Source organism: Aeromonas sp. 603757 (assembly GCF_049171255.1).
GTDB classification, from domain to species: Bacteria; Pseudomonadota; Gammaproteobacteria; order Enterobacterales; family Aeromonadaceae; genus Aeromonas; species Aeromonas veronii_A.
In genome coordinates, this window is the sequence record NZ_JAAKOE010000007.1 from 1 (window position 1) to 21550 (window position 21550).

The following is a 21550-nucleotide window of genomic DNA, read 5'->3' on the forward strand; positions in this document are numbered from 1 at the left end:
TTAGAATACCGGCCTGTCACGCCGGGGGTCGCGGGTTCGAGTCCCGTCCGCTCCGCCACTAATTTGAAGGCCTTCCCGATTGGGAAGGCCTTTTTGCTATGGGCGGTTTTACCCACTGACTCCGATGGTTGCACACCAGAATGAACGTCAAAGCCCAGTCTCACGACCGGGCTTTGGTGTTTTTAGCGTGTTAAACAGCCAGTGTTAGCATTTATCTGAAGGAAGAGAACTAAAACCCTGTTATCTCCTCCATTTTCTATCTATATCAAGCTCTTATCTGATGGATTACTGGCCATTTTAACTGGTTTACTTTTGGCCAAACTCTGTTCATGGCGCGCGATTAGGGTTGTATCTCGTTTATAACTCGGTAGAGTAAGGGCATCTTGAGTTTGCCTGTCCCGCGCTGAGTGTGTCGGGCTCCAGGTGTAACTTGGCCAGTTTTTATCAACCTTAAGTCAGTGGTATCGATATGGAACAAGTAAATAAGTCCACCTTCAGCGATGTACTGGAATATGTGCGTATGTCCCGTCGCCAGAACAAACTCAAGCGTGAAATTGCGGATAACGAGAAGAAGATCCGTGACAACCAGAAGCGCGTGCTGCTGCTCGACAACCTGAGCGACTATATCAAGCCGGGCATGAGCATTGATGATGTGCAGGCGATCATCGCCAACATGCGTGCCGACTATGAAGAGCGCGTGGATGACCACATCATCAAGAACGCCGAGCTCTCCAAAGAGCGTAAAGAGCTGAGCACCAAGCTGAAGGGCATGAGCTCTCACAAATAAGCGTTGCGCTTTCGCTTAAGAAACACCGGCCACTGGCCGGTGTTTTGTTATCAGCTCGGATCTCTGCCACTCCTGCAACAATCGGCTCCCCTTTTTAGAATTGCCCTGTTACCATCACTACAAAGCGGTCAATAGTTTCAAGCCATTGACTTGAAAAGACTAAGCTTGAGTGAAACACAATAAATTGCGCAACCATGGTGGGGCTGATATGGGCGCATCAGAACAGACGGATTTGACACAAGTGGCATCTCAAGATTCATCTGTCCAGACCTCGGACGGGAACCCAAAGCGCAAGCGTCGTCCCTGGTGGCGTTGGCTGTTCTGTTTTCTCTTTTTATTGTGCTTGGGGGCGGTGATCGCTCTGGTTGGCTATGAGATGAAAACCTCGAAGCTGCAATCTCAGGAGATCTCCCGCTATGCCGCCAAGCTCACCTATCAGGTCGAGCCAGGCCAGAGCAAGCAGATCGCTTTCCCTGAGGATGGCCCGTTCGACAAGCGGCTCGGCTATGTGCAACTGCCGATGATGCAGGAGCGTTTGCTTCAGCGGGGCTATGAAGTCAGCAAGCAGGTGCATTTCTCCGACGCGCTCTATGACTACGCCAGTCGTGGCTTCTTCGTGCCCTATACCGAGAAGGTGCAGGCTGGCCTGACGTTGCACGATTGCCGCGCAGAACCTTTCTATCAATTCAAGTATCCGACCCATCACTATCCGGATTTTGACTCCATTCCGCCTCTTGTCATCCAGTCGCTGCTGTTTATCGAGAACCGCGACTTGCTGAGCAACGAAGAGCCGTTGGCCAACCCGGCGGTCGACTGGCCCCGTTTTGCCAAGGCCGCGCTCTCTCAAGTGGGCAAGGCGCTCGATATGCAGGATCAATCTGCCGGTGGCAGTACCCTGGCGACCCAGGTGGAGAAGTACCGCCACTCGCCGGATGGCCTGACCCTGTCGCCGACCGAGAAGATCCGTCAGATGGCCTCTGCCAGCGTGCGGGCTTATCGTCTCGGGCCGGAAACCCTCGAAGCGCGCAAACTGGTCGCCTGGGCCTACCTCAACTCGGTACCGCTCTCGGCTGCGCCGGGATATGGTGAAGTGCATGGTCTGGGAGATGGTCTCTGGGTCTGGTTTGGTGCCAATGTCGATGACGTGAACCGTCTGCTGGACCCCGCCCGAAACCAGAACGCACCGCTGGCCGAACAGGGGCTTGCCCTGCGTCAGGTGGTCTCGCTGATGATTGCGCACCGCCGTCCCTCTTACTATCTGGCTCAAGGGCGAGAGGCATTGGCTACCCTGACCGACAGCTACCTGCGCCTGTTTGTGCAGGAGGGAATGATCACGCCACCTCTGATGGAGGCGGCGCTCAAGGCCAAGATTACGTTTCGTGACTTCCTGCAGTCCCCGGCTATCACCCGGGTGAACAACAACAAGGGGTTGCAGGTTGCCCGTACTCGCCTGAGCCGTCAGCTCGGAGTACAGCTCTATGACCTCGACCGGATGGATCTGACCGCCGATACCAGCCTCAACATGCCGCTGCAGAACGAAATCTCCCGTTATCTGCAACAGCTGGCCGACCCGACGTTTGCCGCTCAGGTAGGGCTGTTTGGTGAGCGCCTGCTCTCGCCGGAGAAGACCGGCGATGTGCGCTACAGCTTCACCCTGTTCGAGAAGTCGCCGGAAGGGTTCAAGGTGCGGGTGCAGACCGACAACACCGATCAGCCGTTCGATATCAACGAAGGTTCAAAGCTGGAGTTGGGCTCAACCGCCAAGTTGCGGGTGCTGACCACCTATCTGGAGATCGTGGCCGAGCTGCACGACAACTATGCCGGGATGCCGGTCGAGAATCTGCGCAAGCTGGCTGCCGTCTCTCAGGACAACCTCAGCCGTTGGGCCATCTCCTATCTGATGACGGCTCAGGACAAGAGCCTGCCTGTGATGCTGGAAGCGGCGCTGGATCGCAAATACTCCGCCAGCCCCAACGAAGGGTTCTTTACCGGTGGCGGCATGCACACCTTCAACAACTTCCGCCGCGAGGATAACAATCGTATTCCGACGTTGCGTGACTCTTTGCGTGAGTCGATTAACTTGCCCTTTGTGCGGCTGATGCGCGATATCGTGCGCTACAGCCTCTACAAGGAGGGCAACCGTGCCCAGTTGCTGAAGGATGACAAGGATCCCCGTCGTCAGGAGTATCTGGCCAAATTTGCTGACAAAGAGGGCCAGACCTATCTGCTGCGCTTCTGGCGCAAATATCGCGGCAAGACTCCCGAGGAGCAGCTCGATACCTTCCTTGACGGTCTCAAGCCGAGTGCGGTACGTCTGGCGGCGGTTCACCGCTACCTGATGCCGGAAGCCAGCGAAGCCGCATTTGCTGCCTTCCTGGCGGAGCGGTTGCCGCGGGAGAAGTTGAGCGCCAAGCGGGTCAATCAGCTCTATGTGAGCTATGGCCCGGGCAAGTATTCACTGCCGGATCAGGGCTACATCGCCCGGGTTCACCCGCTGGAGCTGTGGTTGCTAGCCTATCTCAAGGAGTTCGACAAGGCGACCTTTGCCGACGCGGTGGCGGCCAGTCGTGACGAGCGACAAGAGGTCTACAGCTGGCTGTTCAAGACCCGTCATCGCAGTGCCCGTGACAGCCGGATCCGCACCATGCTGGAGGTTGAAGCCTTCCTCGATATCCATCAGCGCTGGGCCAAGCTCGGTTACCCGTTCGACCATCTGGTGCCTTCGCTGGCGACCGCGTTGGGTAGCTCCGGCGATCGCCCGGCTGCACTGGCCGAGCTGATGGGGATTATCCAGAATGGCGGTGTCCGCTCGCCAACCCTGCGTATCGAGCACCTCTCGTTCGCCAAGGGGACGCCCTTCGAGACCGAGTTTGAGCCGCAGCACACCGAGGGTACCCGGGTGATGCCGGCAGAGGTGGCGGCCGCCCTGCGCAGTGCGCTTTCCAAGGTGGTTGAAGGGGGCACGGCAAGACGTATCGCCGGTGCCTTTACCCTGCCGGATGGCACTGTGCTGCAGATGGGGGGCAAGACCGGGACCGGGGATAACCGGATTGAAACCGTGGGTCGTTATGGCAACGTGACCAGCTCGCTGGCGCGCAACCGCACCGCGACCTTCGTTTTCTATCTGGGTGAGGATCACTTCGGTACCCTGACCGCCTATGTACCGGGTAGCCAGTCTGACAAGTTCCGCTTCACCTCGGCGCTGCCGGTGCAGGTGCTCAAGGGGATGGCTCCCCTGCTGACGCCTTACCTGCAACCGGGCTCCCATACCCAGTGTCTGGCGAACCAGTGATGTGAGCGAATTACCGCTCATCACGCAGATAACTGACCAGAAAAAACGGGGAGGCTGACAGCCTCCCCGTTTTTATTTCCTTATCGGACGCAGCGGCGCTCGATTGCGGTCAGGCGTTCAGTACGAACTGTTCGATCACCTGAGCTACGCCATCTTCATCGTTGCGGGCAGTGGTGTGCTGGGCGAGAGCCTTGATCTCGTCGGTGGCATTGCCCATCGCAACCCCGAGGCCTGCGTATTCGATCATGTGGCGATCGTTGCCCGCATCCCCGACGCAGATCACCTGATCGGCGGTCAGGCCAAGGTGCTCGGCCAGTGCGGCCACGCCGGTTCCCTTGTTGCTCTGCTTGTTCATGAACTCGAGGAAGAAGGGGGCGCTCTGTACCACGGTATAGCGCTCATAGAGCTCTGCAGGCAGTCGCTCGATGGCGCGGGAGAGCTGGGGCGGCTCGTCGATCATCATCACCTTCATGATCTGCTCGTCGGCAGGCAGGGTGGCGAAGTCGATCAGATTGATCGGCATGCCGATCAGGCGGGATTCGTGCTCGGTGTAGGTACTGACACGGGGACTGATGAGGCCCTGGGTGACCGAGAAACCGTGAACGTTCACCTCCAGCTCGTCAGCCAGTTTGGCGACGGCGCTGGCGTCACTGCCGGTCAGCAGCTGGCTGCGGATGATGCGCTGATCGGCCACCTGTTGCACCAGGGCGCCGTTGTAGCAGATGACGTAGTCATGCTCTGTGGTGAGGCCGAGCTCTTCCAGATAGCGGCTCATCCCTTCCAGCGGGCGGCCGGAGGCCAGCACAACGGTTACCCCTTTGGCGCGCGCGGCGCTGATGGCGGCGTGGGTGCGGGGAGTAATCTGGCCCTGCGGGTTGAGCAGGGTGCCATCCATATCCAATGCGATCAGCTTGTACATCTCTCACTACCTGAGTCTGGCTGGCCCACCCGGTGGGGCCAAGGAAGTGGCGAGTGTAGCGAAAATCGACGGCGGGATCACGGTCGATGCGGATGGTTCACCTAGCTGTGCCCCTCGTAAGGGGTCATCTCCAGCTGCTCGTCGTGAATAGTCAGGCGGGTAGGGCCTCGGGTAATGGTAACCTTGCGTTTGAAGCTGGCCATCTCGACCTCGATGCCGGAGTAGAGGTGCTGGGTGGCAATGACCTCCATCTGAGCCATCAAGTTTCGCAGCTCCTCCTGGTTGGCGGTGAGCTGCTCATCGAGCTGGGCCAGTTCGGCCAGCTGATGGTCCCGGATCGGTTTGAGCTTGCGCAGGGTATCCGGATTGCGCTTGTCACTGGGCAGTTGCAGCAACTTCATGACCAGCTCCTTGATTTTCTCCAGCTGGGCCTGACACGCCTGCTGGCGCAGCTTGAGCTGGTGTTCCTGCTCCTTGTGGGTGAAGTAGCCGCCAAGGATCTGCAGCCGGGTATGGTTGGCTGCCTCGGCCCCCAGGCTGGGGGCCATGATCAGGCGATTGGCAATGCTGGTGCCCCCTAGCAGAGTGCCTTTGCGCATGTTGCTATCGCCCACCTTGATGTCTTGTCCGCTGCGGGAGTAGCAGTGGCTGAGCTGGCTCTGGATCTGGATATCCCCCCCCGCTTCCAGCTGGGCATACTGGGCGTAGCTGGCGTGGATCTCCCCCTGCGCATTGAGTTGGCAAAGGTACTCCCCCTGCTCGTTGCGGCGGCCAATGATGCCGTGGCGTACCGTGATGCTGCCCCCTGCCTCGATCCAGCCCCCTTCGATAAAGCCGCCAATCACGATGTCACCGCTGACCCGGATCTTCATACCCGGGTTGACGTCGCCGCTGACGATTAAGCCCCCTTCAAAATCAATGTGACCGTGGCGGGCATCCACCTGTTTGACGCTGAGCACCTCGTCCACTTTCATGCCCGCTTTCTCCTGACAGGGCAGGCCCGCCCGACCGGCAATCAGCAGGTCGGGATCGTCGGGGGAGATGAAGGTGCCCTCACCAGCACTCATCGGACTGTCTTTACCATCCTTGGCGGGCAGGTCCTGACCGGTCACGGTAAAACCGGGCACCCCGACGGTGGCCGGATGACGGCGCATCAGCGGAGCGCCGGCCTTGACGGTGACGATGGAGCCGAGATCCCGCAGGTCGACCTTGCCATGACCCAGCTCCTGTGGTTTGAGGATCCGTTCGGCCGGGGTCTCCACCAGCCGCTCATAGCGAGTGTCCTGACCATTGACGGCTGGCTGGCCGTTGGCAATCACCAGCTTGAGCTGGCTGCCGGGGGCGGCTTCCTTGGCTGACTGGATGGCAGCGGTGAGCAGTTGCTCACTCACCCCCTGTTTGATTTCGCTGATGGCGATCGCCTCTTTCAGCTGTTCCAGCGTCACATACTTGCCCCCCCAGTCGGCAGTGATCTGGGCGATGGCGCTCATGCGATCCTTCTCCACGATTACGGCGAGTCGGGCATCCTGACGCTTGCCGATGGGGATGGGGTTGGCAGGGACGGGGGCGGCAGGGTTGGTGAGCAGGGTATTGAGCAGGCTGATGGCCTGTTTGATCCCCTCGGGCAGCGGCTGATAGCGGCGACAGTTGGAAGCGAGCAGCAGAGCCTGCACATCCTGTTCCGTGACAGGTTTGGTGAGACCGGCGGCAATCCGCAGGCAGACCAGTTCCATATCGCTTGATAGCAGCAACCACTCTTTGCTTAACACCGCATCTCCTTGCTGGATGAGAACGGAACGATCGGCTCGCTCCTCTACTGTCATTTAATCTCTCAATGATTAATAAAGCGAGTCGCCAACCCTGAGAGTGGGCAGTATTCAGATATTTCCTCTGAATGGTCAATGAATTGAAGTCAAATCGGTGATGGCGGCCAGATAAATGTGGGCGCTGTTTGGAAACGGAGTGAAAAGGCGGATCGCAGCGCCAGCGACATAAGGTCGCTGGCAGGGGGGGGGTTATCAGCTGCGCTGGGCTGTTCTGGCCAGGGTGAGGTAATCGCCGAGCACCGGCTCACCCAGCATATGGCGGCGCAGCATGTCGAGGGCGGCAAAGGCGAGGATCTTGCGGCGGCTCTCCGGGTCGGGGTGGCGGACCTTGACCGTCTGACCGATGTGCATGCCATCGGCACAGAGCAGCAGTGGTACACCCTCAGTGCCCTCGCGCCCTATGGTCAGTTGCAGGCCCGCATCGGCGGTCGGCAGTTGCGCCAGCTCATCGGCCAGTTGCGTGCTGAAGCGTGCTTCCAGCTGGGGATGGCCGTGACAAAGCGCCAGCAGCGCACCTCCACTCTCCCCCTCCAGCAGAGTCAGCGGTTTGTCTTGCAGCAGCGCAAGGATCTGCTGCGCCGGTTCCGTATCTCCGCTGCCAACCAGCCAGGGGCGGATCGTATCCAGCAGTCGGCGCTCGGCACTCTCCATATCAGCGGCACTGGCGCCGTGGCCGATCAGTTTCAGCTCGATAAGGGGCATGGAGGAGCGGTAACCCAGCTCGATGCCGGCTGGCCAGGGTTCGGCATCCAGCATATCGCTGAGGGCCGACTCCGAGATGCCGAAGGTGTAAAAGCGACGCAGCTCGGTATCGATCTGCGCACCGGCCAGCTGTTTGAGGCGCGGCAGAATTTGCTCACGCACCATCTGTTTGAACTCGAACGGCACGCCCGGGGTGAAGAAGAGCTGACTCTGGCCACTTCGCACCACAAAGCCGCAGGCGGTGCCGACCGGGTTGTCGAGGATCTCGCACCCCTGTGGCAGCCAGGCCTGTTTGGCATTGCTTTGTGCCATGGGGCGGCCACGGCTGGCGTAGCGCGCTTCGATGGTAGCGAGCCAGTCGGGGAAGAGGGTGAGCGGTTGGTCAAAGGCCTCGGCTGCCGCCTGAGCGGTGAGGTCGTCGGCGGTGGGCCCGAGCCCGCCACACACCAACACCACCTCGGCGCGGCGGGCACTCTCTTGCAGCACCGTTTTCAGGTCGGCGAGGTTGTCCCCTACCGTCAGGCGACGGCGCACCTGCCAGCCCTGCTCCAGCAGCAGAGCGCTGAGCCAGGCCGCGTTGGTATCCACCACCAGACCCGTCACTATCTCGTCTCCGGTACTGATGATCTCGATACGCATGGCAGGCTCCTTGGATTAAACGGGTGGCAACGGTTGGCCTTGGGCCAACACAATCAGGCTTTGTTGTGCTCGAAGTAGTAGCTGATCCGGGTACGCGGATTGAGGTACTCGAACACGGCGGGCGGCAGCCGTTTGGGGTGGATCACCTTGGCGATCGACAGTTCGGCTTGCTGCAGGTCGATGATGGCGGCTTCCTGACGGGGAATGCGCGGATCGTACACCAGCACCGAGGGGTAGAGCAGGCGGGAAGCGTTGACCGACATTACCAGCCCAACCTGACCGTTGGAGAGTTGCACCACGCTGCCGGGGGGGTAGATCCCCATCAACCGGATCAGCATGCTGAGGTACTCCGGATTGAACTGCGCCTTGCGCTGCTTGTAGAGGCCGCTCAGGGCCGAGTAGGGCACCTTGGCCTGCATGTGGCAGAGGTTATCGTACTCGTTGATCAGCGACACCATCTGGGTGAGCTGATCGAGCTGGCCGCCCTTGAGCCCTTCCGGCCCGCTGCCATCGAGATATTCGTGGTGGTGCAGCACTATCCCCTTCGCTTCCGACGGGAAATCCTTGGCCAGATTGAGCAGATCCAGCCCGTAGCGCGGGTGCTGGGCCATCAGGTTCTGCTCCGGCCTGGTGAGCGGCTCGGTCTTGCGCAGGATCTGGCTCGGGATCTTCAGTTTGCCGATGTCGTGGAACAGGGCCCCCATACCGATATGGCGGATCTGGTCGGCCGACATGTTGCACTCCTTGGCCAGCAGCATGCTGAGCACGCTGACGTTGAGGGAGTGGAAGTAGAGGTTGTTGCCATCCTCGCTGTCGGAGACCAGGTGCAGCACCATCTCGTCCACCGAGAGCAGCTGTTCTGTCATGGCGTTGACCAGCTCCTGCGCCTCGCCGATGGCATTGAGGGGGCGGGACTGGAGCTTGCTCATCACGCTGCGCACCTGGGCCAGCGACTGCTGAAACTGTTTCTCGCACTGCTGCAGGTTGCGACGATACTGCTGCAACTGCTCGATGCGGCGGTCCTTCTCCTGCTGCATCTGAGCCTGGCGCTGGGCGGCGTCTGCGCTCTCTTGTGGTTGAGGCTGTACCTGATTGAGGGGCTTGGGCGGAACGTCGCTCTTGTCGGGAATGATGGTGACCAGTTTCAGACCGAGTCGGCGGATCAGCTCGATCTCCTCTTCATTCTTGATCTTGAAGCTGGAAAACAGGAACGGGTGTTCGCGCCACCCCAGTGGCAGGGAGACATAGTTGCCGACTTGCAGTCGATCTACGGAAATCTTGATACCGGTCATTATCTTGGATGCAGGGGAGATACTGAGCCGTATGCTAGTCAAAGGCGAGAGTGAATACAAAAGGTATCTGATGACAGGGTGGGAGCTTTATTATAGGCTTCTGGATGTCCAGACATATTTACCGATGCAGTACAGGGAGTAAGCATGCCGATCAAGATCCCGGATCAGTTGCCCGCAGCCGAAGTGTTGGGGCAGGAGAACATCTTCGTGATGACGGAATCCCGGGCCGTCACCCAGAACATCCGCCCGCTGCGGGTACTGATCCTCAATTTGATGCCCAAGAAGATTGAGACCGAGATCCAGCTGATGCGGATGCTCTCCAACTCGCCGCTGCAGGTGGATGTGGATCTGCTGCGCATTGATGACAGGGAGTCAAAGAACACGCCGCAGGCCCATCTGGAGAACTTCTATCACGACTTCGAGCAGGTGCGTGGCAACAACTACGACGGCATGATCATTACCGGCGCGCCGCTCGGGCTGGTGGAGTTCGAGGAGGTGGTCTATTGGCCGCGTATCGTCGAGATCATCGAGTGGTCCCATCAGCATGTCACCTCCACCCTGTTCCTCTGCTGGGCGGTGCAGGCGGCGCTGAAAGCCTTGTATGGTATGGAGAAGCAGACCCACGGCGAGAAGCTCTCGGGGGTTTACCGCCACCATCGTCTCGATGAGCATGAGCCGCTGCTGCGTGGTTTCGATGACGAGTTCGTCGCCCCGCACTCCCGTTATGCGGCGTTTGATGGCGATCTGATCCGTGCCCAGACCGACTTGCAGATTTTTGCCGAGTCAGAAGAGGCGGGAGTCTATCTGGCGGCGACCAAGGATTGTCGTCAGGTGTTTGTCACCGGGCACCCGGAGTACGATGCCCTGACGCTGGACGGGGAGTATCAGCGGGATCTGGCGGCGGGGCTCGACCCGGCCATTCCGGTCAACTACTACCCGAATAACGATCCGAGCCGGACGCCGCGCGCCAGCTGGCGCAGCCACGGTCATCTGCTGTTTGCCAACTGGCTCAACTACTACGTTTATCAGCTCACCAGCTATCGGGTGGAAGATATCGGCAAGGTCTTTACCTACGACCAGGGAGGCAAGTAGTCAGTCGCCCTGCGCCAGCCGCTCGGCCAGCTGGTCGAGCCACTGGCGGTGGCAGGCCAGGGTAAACGCCTTGGGTCTGTGGGCCTTGATGGCGGCCATCGCCTCTTGCTGTGGCTGGCCGAGGGTCATCAGCAGCGCGGCGGCGACCAGACCGGTACGACCGCTGCCCCCTTTGCAGTGGATGACCAGATGTTTGCCATCTCCCAGCAGCTCGCGCAACTGCGGCAGCGCCTGTTGCCAGGCAGCCTCGAAGTCGGTGTCGGGGGCCAGATCATCCTCGATGGGCAGATGGAACCAGCGCATCCCTTCGTGTTCGACCTGCTGGCCGAGCTGCGCCAGTTCGAGTCGGCTCAACTCGGCGCTTGTCATCAGGGTCACCACTCCGTGGGCACCGGCCAACCGCAGTTGATCGAGCGCCAGGGTCAGCGGCACCTGCTGGGTGCCGGGGCAGGGGGTCAGCAGCAGCTGACCATCGACACGGGGAACCTCAAGGCTCCAGAAGGGGTGATACGGGTGCATGGCGGATCCTCGCGTGGTGGCCGCAGGGTTGCGGCCGGTGAATGGTGCCAAGGATAGGCGGGGCAGGGGGGATGTCAATGGCCGTTGTGTTTGCCCCGGTTTACGGGCAGAGTCTAAAAAATTGAGCGGTTCAAGGAGTTAAGATGAGAAACCTGGATCAACTGGATTTGGATATCCTGGCCCATCTGTTTCGGGATGCGGGCATGACCAACAAGGATCTGGCCGCGCTGGTCGGTGTTGCCCCCTCCACCTGTCTGGAGCGGGTGCGCAAGCTGCAGCAGGATGGCGTGCTCAAGGGAGCGCACTGCGAAGTGGATTATCAGGCCCTCGGTGGCCACATTCAGGCCATGGTCTCCCTGCAGTTTGCCCGCCACAGCCGCCAGATCATCGATGCCTTCCGAGATGCCATTCTGGCGCTGCCCGAAGTGATCAGTCTGTTCCACATGGGGGGCAAGGATGATTTTCTGGTGCACCTGTGTGTCTCCGATACCGAGCACCTGCGCAACTTCGTCTTTGATCACTTCACCTCCCGCGAGGAGGTGGTGCACCTCGAAACCTCGCTGGTATTCGAGCACAAGTTCAGCCGCTCCCTTCCCTGCTTTCCCCAGCCATAACGGCCAGTGGGCCGACAGTATGGATAGATAGAAAAAACCGCCAGCTGGCGGTTTTTTCCATTCTGCTATGGGTTGAAGCAGCACGAGCGGCTCAATTGGCTGCGGTGCGTTCATCCTTGGCCGTCTGATAGAGACTCTTCTGATAGGCCATGCTGCCCCACAGGGCAAGACCAAGCGCATCCTCCTTCAAGGCGTCCGGCTGCGCTGCCAGGGTCAGCTTCTCGCTGGCATTGTCGTAGACATAGCCCTCTGCCGCCCGCTCCGGTTGCAGGATCACCACATCCTTGCCGCGCATCAGGGCGAAGTTCTTGTCGTACTGCATGATGGCGCGCCCCGGCCAGTCGGCGGGCATGCGCGTCAGATCCTTGCCGAGCATGGGGTAGTCGGCACTGATCCCCATCAGGGAGAGCAGGGTCGGCGCCATGTCGATCTGGCTGACGATGCGCGGATCCTTCCTCGGTGCAATGCCGTCACCGATGATGACGCCGGGGATATGGAAGCGGGGGATGGGCACCAGACTGGCGCCACCGACCCGGCTGTCGTGGTCGGCGATGACCAGGAACAGGGTGTCTTTCCAGTATTCGGACTGTTTCGCCCTCTTGAAGAACTCGCCGATAGCGTAATCCGCATACTTGGCCGCGTTGTTGCGGGTCTGCTTGGGCTGCTCGAAGAGTTCGATCCGGTTGTCCGGGAATTCGAACGGATCGTGGTTGCTGGAGCTGAACACCAGACTGAAGAAGGGTTTGCCCTCCTTGTGCAGCGCCTTGAAGGTCTCGTCGGCCTTGGCCATCAGATCCTCGTCGGAGGCGCCCCAGGAGCCTTTGAATACCGGATTGTCGAAATCCTTCTGTTCGACAATGGTGGTGAAGCCGTTGCCGAGGAAGAAGCTGCGCATGTTGTCGAAGTGACTCTCGCCGCCATAAATAAAGCTGGTGTCGTAACCCCGCTGCTTAAGCAGATCAGCGATGGTGAAGAAGTTGGTCTGGCTCTTGCCGAGTTTGACCACCGCCTGTGCTGGGGTAGGCGTGAAGCCGGTCAGTACTGCCTCGATACCGCGCACCGAGCGGGTGCCGGTGGCGTAGAGCTGCTCGAAGGCCCAGCCCTGCTGCGACAGGGCGTCGATGTTGGGGGTAAGCGGCAGGCCGCCGAGGGAGCCGACAAACTGGGCGCCCAGGCTCTCCTGCAGCAGGATCACCAGATTCTTCGGTTTACCCTGGAAACTCGCCTCATTGAAGGTCTGGCTGGGCAGCAGCTCGGAGTTGAAATCACTGGCCGGACGGCCACTCTCCTTGCGCATGACCTCGAGCACCTTCTGCTCCGTCATCTCGCCGTAAAACTGGCCGGCATCCTCCTCGGCGCCCATCTGCTTGATGGCAAAGAAGAGGGAGTAGGCGGAGTTGACGGTGAGCGAGTTGACCAGCGGATCTTCGGCAAAGGCGACCATGGCCGGGTTCAGGGCGCGGTGGCCGAGACTGGAGCGGGCACCGAGAAAACCTATGGCCAGAATGAGCAGGGCGAAGGCAGGACGCAGATACCAGCGGGGGAAGCTGAGGCCACGCACCAGACGGCCGCTCAGCCACCAGCCACCGGCCAGCACGGCGCCACTGAAGAGTACCGCCAGCAGCAGCTCGGCTTTGCGGCCCGCCCACAGCATGGCGAACACCTCTTTTGGATAGATGAGGTACTCCACATAGAGGCGGTTGGGACGCACGCCATACTCGGTGACAAACGAGGGGGTGGAGATCTCGAGGAACAGCATCAGCCAGAGTCCGACGGTCAGCCAGACGCGCATCAGTTGCAGCCAGCCCCGGCCGATGGCATGGGGGCCTGCCAGCAGCAGAGTGAGCATGGCGGGGACACCCCAGACCCAGCAGAGGGTCGCAAAGTCGACCCGGATCCCTTGCAGCAGCATCTCCTGCCAACCGGCCACGGCATCCACCCGTTCCAGTTGCCAGAGACCGAGGGCGATTCGGCTGAAAGAGAGAGAGAAAAGCGCGAGCGTGCAGAAGATGGCGAAGGGCCAGAACGGGCCGAGTCGCTGTTTTAGATCTGTCATTTTTGTTCCTGAATGAGACTGTAAGCGCCTGTCCACAGACGTTTTTTACTTGTTGTGAGGTTATGACAGATCGAACTGGTTAAGGTTGCATTCAATTTTGTTAAAAGCCGGAATTAACACATTTATCATCTAAAAATGTGATGTCGCGCGCTTAATGAGCACAGCATAACCTGCTGGATAAAATGTGAGCCAAAGCGCGTATGGATGGGGGATGGGTGTTTATAATTGCCGCGAATTATCTCAATCGGAGCCGAAGGGATGCCGGTCTTTATCGATGTCGAGTATGTGCGGGGATGGCGCCTGTTTCTGGTGTTATCGGATGGCACCACGGGGGTGCTGGATCTGACCCCCTGGCGAACCCAGCCGCTGTTTGCAAAGCTGGAGAGCGAGCGTCACTGCGCCCGGGTCTTCATCAACCGTCACCACCAGCTGGAGTGGCCTGTTGGCTGCACGCTATCCGCTCATGAGGTCTATCACCTCATCTCTCCCATTGATGAGCGGGAAGCCTTCAGCTAATCCCCATTTTTTGTGAGCTAACTCCAGGTTCCTGTTACTGGAATGTTTGCCTGTTTGCCTTTCTGAGCCAACTTGGGTAAAACCTGCGCAACATTTTGCCAACTTGCCTTCGCTTCACCTGACAGAGGCTTGCCGCTTTCGCGCCGCAGGCCTTTTTTGCGGCCTGACGGCAAACCTTTCCCTTGCTGAAAGGTTTGATTGGTTGAATGAAAATAACAAAACAAACAAATACATAAGGAAAATGTATGGCTTGTCATATGCGCACACCCCTTGCCCTGCTGGTTGGTGGACTCGCCTGTCACGGCGCTGCCGGTCAGGAATCGGTGCAACAGCTGGATCCCATGGTGGTGGTGGCAACCCGCCCCGCCAGCACACTTGAAGTGACGCTGGATCCCAAGAAGCCCGGTTCCCCCATGCCCGCTGCCGACGGCGCCGGTTATCTGAAGAATGTCACCGGCATGAGCATGGTGCGCAAAGGGGGGCTCGGTGGCGACCCTGTGCTGCGGGGGATGGGGATGTCCCGTCTCAACGTGCAGATGGATGGCGGCATGCTGGCCGGTGGGTGTGGTGGCCGGATGGACCCGCCCACGGCCTATGTGTTCCCCCAATCCTTTGACCGGATCCGGGTGCTGAAGGGGCCGCAATCCCTGGAGCAGGGGGCCACTCTGGCGGGAACCGTGCTGTTCGAGCGGGACAGACCCGAGTTCACCGCACCGGGCCTCAAGGCCGATGCCTCGGCCCTCTTTGGCAGCTTCGGCCGCGATGACCAGATGGTGGATATGACGGCGGGTTCGACCGATGGCTATCTGCGCGGTCAGTTCACCCACTCCGACAGCGACGATTACCGCGATGGTCACGGTAACAAGGTGCGCTCTTTCTATCGCCGCGAGAACGGCACCGCCCAGCTGGGCTGGACGCCGGGGGAGCACACCTGGCTGGAACTCACCGCCGAGCGCAGCAATGCCCGTGCCGCCTATGCGGATCGCACCATGGATGGCCCCATGTTTGATCGCGAATCCTTCGGGCTGAAGCTCAAGCAGGAGCAGATCACCACTCACTGGCAGCGCAGCGAGCTGACCCTGTGGGACAACTACATCGACCACATCATGGACAACTTCAGCCTGCGGCAAAACAGCGGCATGAAGATGCTCTCCAACCCGGATCGCCGCAACACCGGCGGTCGCTGGGCCAACGACATCGCCTTGCCAGCAGACTGGCTGCTGACCGCCGGGCTCGACAGCAACCGGGATCAGCACCGCAGTCGGAGTGGGGTCGACTATGCCACCAAGGATCGCCAGCGCACCCTGCGTTTCGAGCAGCAGGGCGGCTTCGCCGAACTGGGTCGTCAGCAGGGGGCTCACAGCTACAAGGGCGGTTATCGTCAGGATAGGGTCGAGACAACTCGCTATGGCGCCGGTGAACAGACCCTCTACAGCGATACCCTGAGTCTTAACAGCGGGTTTGGCCGTTACGAATATCAGTGGTCGCAACGCTGGTCCAGCTATCTGGCCTGGGGGCAGGCAGAGCGGGCGCCGGATTACTGGGAGCGCAGCAAGGACAGCACTCCGTTCACCCTCAACCCGGAGCGCAGTCGCCAGTGGGATGCGGGGTTGGCCCTGCGCAGTCGCGAGCTGGACTTGACCCTCTCTATCTTTAGCGCCGATATCAAGGACTACCTGCTCTACAACAGCAAGTCGAACAAGGTGCGCAATATCGATGTCCAGACCCGGGGTGGCGAGTTGGAAGGGGGCTGGCAGTTTGCCGAGCAGTGGCGTCTCGATGGTGGTCTGGCGGTGGTCTACGGCGAAAACCAGAGCGACAACAAACCGCTGGCCCAGATGCCACCGCTCGATGGCAAACTGGCGCTGGGCTGGCAGCCGGACGAAGCGCTGAGTTTCACCCTGCTGGGGCGCGCCGTGGCGGCGCAGGATCGGGTAGATCTCTGGTCCGGCACGGTCGCCGGTCAGGATCAGGGCGAGACCCCGGGCTTCTTCACCATGAACCTGAGCGGCGCCTGGCAGTTTGCCAAGGGGTGGCAACTCTCGGCCGGGGTAGACAACCTGTTCGACACCTTCTACTACGAGCACCTCTCCAAGTCAGTGCACGCCAGTCAGGCGGGGCTGGGCTATGAGCAGAGCGGCCGCATCCCCGAGCCGGGTCGTTCCTACTGGCTCTCTGTCAACTACCGCTTTGCCTCGGCCGGTGTGCTCTAACCAGTTGAGTCAGATAACGTTTTCAGTCACAGACACCGCTGTGTGAGCATCGCTATCATGGTGAAAAACAGGCGTATCAGACGCCTGCTCTCACAGCGGGAACATAACAATGAAACAGGGAACGTTACGCTATGGCGGCCTGCTCGGGGCCGCCCTGTTACTTGCGGCTTGCGGCGGCAGCGGTAGTTCAGGTGGAGAGAGTTCTCCCCCCGTCGTCAATCCGCCGGTCACCCACCCTCCGGTCGCGACGGCCAGTCGTGCCTGCTATGGCGACGATCAACCCGCCTGCAACCTGCGCATCTATCAGGTGATGGTGGAGTCGTTTGCCGATGGTGACGGCAGCGCCAACTACGGCGTCGGCTATGGCCCCTCCCAGCACAACGGCGATCTGCAGGGGATCATCGATAGTCTCGACCACATCAAGAGTCTCAACGTCAACGCTATCTGGCTCACCCCGGTGTTCGACTCCTGCGCGGGGCAAGGCGGCGATAACAAGCTCGATGCCACCGGCTACTTCGCCTGCGACTTCTTCAACGTAGACCCCAACTTCGGCAGCAATGCCAAGCTCAAACAGTTGGTGGATGGGGCGCACCAGCGCGGCCTCTATGTCTTCCTCGACGGGGTGTTTGGCCACGTCAACAAGGTGGGGGTGAGCAAGCCCTCGCCAGAGGGGCGTCTGCCAGCCCTCACCAGCGGCGGTGCGGGTTATCCCGGCCAGCTGGTGGATTACAGCAAGCCGGAGAGCCTCGCCTACTTCAAGGAGGTGGCCCGCTATTGGGTCGAGCAGTACGGTATCGACGGCTGGCGCCTCGATCAGGCCTATCAGCTTGGGCTGGATGATTGGCGCGCAATTCGCAGCGAGGTGGAGCAGGCCAGCGCAACGCGCAAGGCGGCAGGGCAGCAGTGGGGCACCCTTGGCTACATGGTGGGCGAGGTGTGGAAGGGGGCTGACGACATTCGCGCCCAGGCTTACGGCAGCAGCGACAATCCGGCGCTCTCCTCGGCCTTTGACTTCCCGTTGCGCTACGGCATCGTGCAGGCGCTGGCGGTGGAGGAGTCCGGCAAGGGCGGGCAGGGGGCCAGCGTGCTCGATGCCAGCTGGAACAAGGTGGAGAACTACCCGAATCATGCCATGCCGAACCTGATGCTGGGCAACCACGATCTGGTGCGTTTTGGTGATCTGCTGGAGCGCGGCAACTTCAAGTTGACCGAGTACTGGCAGCGCCACAAGGCGGCCTTCAGCTTTATGGCGGCTCGCTCCGGCCCGATTACCTTCTACTATGGCGAGGAGTTTGGCGACGAGGTGCCGGGCTTTGCCGCCAAGGTTGGTGGTGACTGCGCAGCGCAGGGTTTGTGCGACGATCATGTGGCCCGCAGCGATGGCAAGGTGCCCGCTGTCACCGGCTTTGTGCCGGGTAGCGAACAGGCCGAGCTGAAAGAGTGGCTGGCCCAGCTGCTGGCAATGCGTGCCGCCCACCCCGCCCTCTATCAGGGGGAGCGAGTCAAACTGGTGGCCGAGGGCAGCCTCTATGGTGACATCAAGCAGACGGCGGGGGAGCAGATAGTCTACCTGCTCAACCTCTCCACCACGGCGCTCAGCTACAACCTGCCGACGGGCAAACTGCGCAGCGGCAGCGCGCTGGTGGATCTGCAAAGCGGCGAGAGTCTGGCTATCGGCGGCAGCAGCGTAACGGTGGAGATACCGCCCTTGAGCGGGCGTTTCCTGCGTCTGCAATAAGTCAGCCACAGCACGCTTTGATATGAGAGAGGGCCCCATCGCGGGGCCCTCTCTGTCATTGTGGGTGACAAAGTCATGGCGGGTTATGCGGTGGTCTGGCCCCGGTTTTCCAGCCGCTGGCGGAAGGCGCGGGCCAGTCGCTCGTAGAGATCTTGCGCCTCCTTGTCTTCGATATCGCCGCGGATCCAGGGGTTGTCGACGATCTCCAGCAGCACGCAGTCACGCCCTTGCTGGCGCAAGTCGAGCCCGTAGAGGCCATTGCCGAGCTGATGGACGGCGCGGCGGGCGGTCTGCAGTACCCGCTCCGGCACCTCGTTAAGCGGCAGCGCCTCGATCCGGCTCATGTCGAGAGGGTGCTTGCGGCGGCGGATGCGGTTGCCGGGCTCGGGCCGGAAACGGCGGCAGGCAAACAGCGGAGATCCATCGAGAAAGCCGATGCGCCAGTCGAACTCGGCGGGGATCCGGCTCTGCACCAAGAGCAGGGCGGAGCGGCCCAGCCCCTCGTCCAGCAGGCGGGCCAGCTGTTGCTCGTCGCTGGCCATGGCGAGATCGCGCCCCTGTGCCCCGTCGGGCACCTTCACCATCAGCGGCAGGCCGAGCCGCTGTACCAGCTCATCCACATGGTGGCGGCCGCGGCGGGTGACCACCATGGTGGGCGGCATGGGCACGCCGCTGCGCACCATCAGCTCGTAGAGGTAGAGCTTGTTGCTGCAGGCGAGGATGGCGCGGGAGCTGTCGATCACCGGCATCTTCAGCTGTTCGGCACGGTGGGCAAATTCGAAGGTGTAGTGGCCGACCGCGGTTTCGGCGCGCAGCCAGAGGGTGTCGAACTCCGGCAGCCGCTCTATGGCTGACGGTGGCAGGATCTCGGCCCGGATGCCCTGGGCGGCAGCAGCCCGGATAAAGCGCTCCAGCGCCAACCCGTCACTGCTGGCACGGCCATCATCGGGATCCACCAGAATGGCGAGCTGGTAGAGCGGCGCCGCCTGCTCCTCGTCACCGGTCCCCACCAGTGCCTGGGCGTGGTGCAGCATCAACTCTTTCTCGCTTGGGCTCAGCTCCAGCGGTGACAGGCTCTGCTGCTGGCGCACCGACCAGCCGTGGCGGCCGCGCTTGAGGGTCAGCTCCTGCAGCGGCAACTGGCTCAGGCCATAGTAGTAGCGGGCCAGCCCCGCCAGCTCGCTCTGTTCACACTGGCCGAAGATGGCGCGGACTCTAATCCGATCCTCGCTCTGCTGGGCCAGCCACCCTTGCGCTTTGCGCCACAGCTTGGCCGGTGGCTGCTGGGGTTGCAGTCGGCTGATGGCCTGCAGACCCGGCAGGCAGTGGTGGCCGCGGGCCTGGGCCAGCAGCGAGCAGTAGTAGCCTGCGCTAAGGTGTTCCAGATTGCGGCAGAGGTTGATGATGCGGGGCCTCCCGCCGGTGGTCGGCACGCCATGTTGCAGATAGGTGCGGGCGGTCAGCAGATAATCGGCATGGCAAGGCCAGTCGCCCAGCTCTTCGACGATGACATAGGTACTCATATTTTCGGCTCCACAGATCAGACTGCCTGAACAGGCAGGATCCCCAGTGGGCTTCGATGCACCGACAAGCACGACAATGGCGCGAGGGGAAACAAGAGGTTACAGTGCCTAATATGACGCCTTGGTAACTTGTGATACAAGTCGCATTTTTGGTGCTGAGGATAAATAACCGAACAAGGACTCCCCGTGTTGACCGTACGTGCGGCCCGAACCGATGATCTGGGCGCCATCGTTAATCTGGAACGCTACTGTTTTCCTCCCGAAGTCGCCTTTGGCCGCAGCCGCTGGCACTATCTGCTGGCCCACGCCAAGGGGCGCACCCTGTTGCTGCTGGACGAGAAACATCAGCTGATGGGCTATCTCTGCCTGCTGGAGCACAGAGGCTGGGATCGGCTGGTCATTCAGGCGCTTGCCATCCGCTGGACGGTGCGTCGTCTGGGCTGGGCCCGCCGTCTGCTGGAGCAGGTGATCCGCGAGGGCAAGGCCGCTGGCTGGGGGGCGATTCGCCTCGAAGTGGGGGACGCCAACGAAGAGGCGCTGGCGCTCTATCAGGGATTGGGATTTCGTCCCCAGCAGCGGCTGGCGGACTACTATGGCCGCGACCAGCACGCCCACCGGCTGGTGCTGCCGCTGGTGAGCGACGAGGAGCGTGAGCGGCGCAGAGTGGCTCGCACTCAGGCGCGCAAGCCCTCTGCGCAGGCCAACTGATCATGTTGAACGAGCAGAATCGAGGAGCAGGATGAGCTGCGACAACTGTCTTGCCACCGCTATCAGAGCAAAGCTGGGGCGCTGTCCGGTCTGCGCCATCCAGACCTTCATCATCGGCCTGAGTGGCTGGCTGGTCTGGTGGTGGTGCGGTGCCGACACCTCGGTCAACGCCCTCACCGGCCTGCTGTTTGCGCTGGGTGGCTCGGGCTTGTTGCTGCTCCATCTGGTGGTATTTGTCTGGCGCAAGGCGACCGGACGTGAATTGAGCGATGAATGAATCTTAATAGATTCAAATAGATAAATAACAATATCGGTGTAGATATGGAGGTTCAGATGATTGCAATGGTAACGGGCGCCTCGTCCGGTTTTGGTGAAGCCATCAGCCGCCAGCTGGTGCAGGCAGGCTACAAGGTGATCGGTACCGGTCGCCGTGCCGAGCGGCTGGCTGCGCTGGCCGACGAGCTGGGCGAGCAGTTTCTGCCGCTGGCGTTCGACGTGCAGGACAAGGCGGCCACCCGCGCCGCCATCGCTGGCCTGCCAGCCGCCTGGAGCGAGGTGGATCTGCTGGTCAACAACGCCGGTCTGGCGCTGGGGCTGGAGCCGGCCCACAAGGCGGATCTGGAAGATTGGGAGCAGATGATCGCCACCAACATCAGCGGTCTGACTCTGCTCACCCGATTGCTGCTGCCGGGCATGGTGGCGCGCAATCGCGGCCATGTCATCAACATCGGTTCGATCGCGGGCACTTACCCTTACCCGGGCGGCAACGTCTACGGCGCCACCAAGGCGTTCGTGAAGCAGTTCAGCCTCAACCTGCGCGCCGATCTGGCGGGCACCGCCATCCGCGTCACCAACGTGGAGCCGGGCCTGTGCGGCGGCACCGAGTTCTCCAACGTGCGCTTCCACGGTGACGATGCCAAGGCGGCCTCCGTCTATCAGGGGGTGGAGGCGATCCAGCCGGAAGATATCGCCAATACCGTGCTCTGGGTGAGCCAGCAACCGGCCCACGTCAACATCAACAGCATCGAGATCATGCCGGTGGCGCAGACCTTCGGCCCGCTCAATATCAGCCGTCGCTGATGGCTGCTGCGGATGAAATAAGAGAGGCTCCCAA

General features: G+C 60.9%; 18 protein-coding genes. 10 read left to right on the top strand and 8 right to left on the bottom strand.

The window, feature by feature from the left end; translation table 11 throughout:
• The first annotated feature begins 469 nt into the window (after positions 1 to 469).
• The gene (gene tmaR / locus G5332_RS08470; protein WP_005336024.1) at positions 470 to 787 is read left to right on the top strand and encodes a PTS system regulator TmaR; all 318 of its coding nucleotides are present in this window, start codon (positions 470 to 472) and stop codon (positions 785 to 787) included.
• Between the two features lie 208 nt (positions 788 to 995).
• Positions 996 to 4079, top strand: coding sequence for a transglycosylase domain-containing protein (locus G5332_RS08475; RefSeq protein WP_075116006.1), 3084 nt, complete (start codon positions 996 to 998; stop codon positions 4077 to 4079).
• 109 nt (positions 4080 to 4188) lie between these two features.
• Here G5332_RS08475 and yidA read toward each other — a convergent pair whose 3' ends face one another.
• From yidA to G5332_RS08495, 4 genes are all read right to left on the bottom strand, one after another.
• Positions 4189 to 4998 carry a sugar-phosphatase gene (gene yidA, locus G5332_RS08480; protein ID WP_005363212.1) on the bottom strand — a complete coding sequence of 270 codons (810 nt, stop codon included), beginning with the start codon at positions 4996 to 4998 and terminating at the stop codon, positions 4189 to 4191.
• 101 nt (positions 4999 to 5099) lie between these two features.
• The gene (locus G5332_RS08485) at positions 5100 to 6767 is read right to left on the bottom strand and encodes a DUF342 domain-containing protein (RefSeq protein WP_201937921.1); all 1668 of its coding nucleotides are present in this window, start codon (positions 6765 to 6767) and stop codon (positions 5100 to 5102) included.
• A 249-nt stretch (positions 6768 to 7016) separates the two neighbouring features.
• Positions 7017 to 8165 (bottom strand): competence/damage-inducible protein A, encoded by a 1149-nt coding sequence (locus tag G5332_RS08490; RefSeq protein ID WP_201937852.1) that lies wholly within the window; start codon positions 8163 to 8165, stop codon positions 7017 to 7019.
• Between the two features lie 53 nt (positions 8166 to 8218).
• Entirely contained in the window at positions 8219 to 9457 is a 1239-nt protein-coding gene (locus tag G5332_RS08495; protein WP_201937853.1) for an HD-GYP domain-containing protein, read from the bottom strand.
• Positions 9458 to 9601: 144 nt separating this feature from the next.
• Here G5332_RS08495 and metA point away from each other — a divergent pair, with 144 nt between their 5' ends.
• Complete coding sequence (metA, locus tag G5332_RS08500; protein WP_042053667.1) at positions 9602 to 10549, top strand: homoserine O-acetyltransferase MetA; 948 nt, start codon at positions 9602 to 9604, stop codon at positions 10547 to 10549.
• Here the strand turns inward: metA and G5332_RS08505 are convergent, their stop codons facing one another.
• Entirely contained in the window at positions 10550 to 11068 is a 519-nt protein-coding gene (locus G5332_RS08505) for a cyclin-dependent kinase inhibitor 3 family protein (RefSeq protein ID WP_421311224.1), read from the bottom strand.
• Positions 11069 to 11211: 143 nt separating this feature from the next.
• On the opposite strand from G5332_RS08505, the gene G5332_RS08510 reads away from it, so the two are divergent.
• A complete protein-coding gene (locus tag G5332_RS08510) occupies positions 11212 to 11682 on the top strand; it encodes an Lrp/AsnC family transcriptional regulator (RefSeq protein WP_421311225.1) in 471 nt (156 codons plus the stop codon).
• A gap of 91 nt (positions 11683 to 11773) precedes the next feature.
• Here the strand turns inward: G5332_RS08510 and G5332_RS08515 are convergent, their stop codons facing one another.
• Positions 11774 to 13738, bottom strand: coding sequence for an LTA synthase family protein (locus G5332_RS08515; RefSeq protein WP_421311226.1), 1965 nt, complete (start codon positions 13736 to 13738; stop codon positions 11774 to 11776).
• Positions 13739 to 13996: 258 nt separating this feature from the next.
• Here G5332_RS08515 and G5332_RS08520 point away from each other — a divergent pair, with 258 nt between their 5' ends.
• Positions 13997 to 14254, top strand: a complete 258-nt coding sequence (locus tag G5332_RS08520) for a DUF2442 domain-containing protein (RefSeq protein ID WP_005335997.1) — start codon at positions 13997 to 13999, stop codon at positions 14252 to 14254.
• Positions 14255 to 14271: 17 nt separating this feature from the next.
• Here G5332_RS08520 and G5332_RS08525 read toward each other — a convergent pair whose 3' ends face one another.
• Complete coding sequence (locus G5332_RS08525; RefSeq protein WP_421311227.1) at positions 14272 to 14511, bottom strand: hypothetical protein; 240 nt, start codon at positions 14509 to 14511, stop codon at positions 14272 to 14274.
• Between G5332_RS08525 and G5332_RS08530 the strand changes: the two genes are divergently transcribed.
• Entirely contained in the window at positions 14500 to 16467 is a 1968-nt protein-coding gene (locus tag G5332_RS08530; RefSeq protein WP_421249516.1) for a TonB-dependent copper receptor, read from the top strand. The genes G5332_RS08525 and G5332_RS08530 overlap by 12 nt on opposite strands.
• 109 nt (positions 16468 to 16576) lie before the next feature.
• Positions 16577 to 18205, top strand: coding sequence for an alpha-amylase family glycosyl hydrolase (locus G5332_RS08535; RefSeq protein ID WP_421249517.1), 1629 nt, complete (start codon positions 16577 to 16579; stop codon positions 18203 to 18205).
• 83 nt (positions 18206 to 18288) lie between these two features.
• Here G5332_RS08535 and G5332_RS08540 read toward each other — a convergent pair whose 3' ends face one another.
• The gene (locus G5332_RS08540) at positions 18289 to 19728 is read right to left on the bottom strand and encodes a RimK family protein (RefSeq protein ID WP_201982819.1); all 1440 of its coding nucleotides are present in this window, start codon (positions 19726 to 19728) and stop codon (positions 18289 to 18291) included.
• Between the two features lie 186 nt (positions 19729 to 19914).
• Between G5332_RS08540 and G5332_RS08545 the strand changes: the two genes are divergently transcribed.
• From G5332_RS08545 to G5332_RS08555, 3 genes are read left to right on the top strand one after another with little or no spacing between them, the layout of a single operon-like run.
• Complete coding sequence (locus tag G5332_RS08545) at positions 19915 to 20436, top strand: GNAT family N-acetyltransferase (RefSeq protein WP_005363198.1); 522 nt, start codon at positions 19915 to 19917, stop codon at positions 20434 to 20436.
• Between the two features lie 31 nt (positions 20437 to 20467).
• On the top strand, positions 20468 to 20713 hold the full coding sequence (locus G5332_RS08550) for a DUF3624 family protein (RefSeq protein ID WP_042053656.1): 246 nt from the start codon (positions 20468 to 20470) through the stop codon (positions 20711 to 20713).
• A 56-nt stretch (positions 20714 to 20769) separates the two neighbouring features.
• The gene (locus G5332_RS08555; protein ID WP_064335364.1) at positions 20770 to 21516 is read left to right on the top strand and encodes an SDR family oxidoreductase; all 747 of its coding nucleotides are present in this window, start codon (positions 20770 to 20772) and stop codon (positions 21514 to 21516) included.
• Positions 21517 to 21550 lie beyond the last annotated feature (34 nt).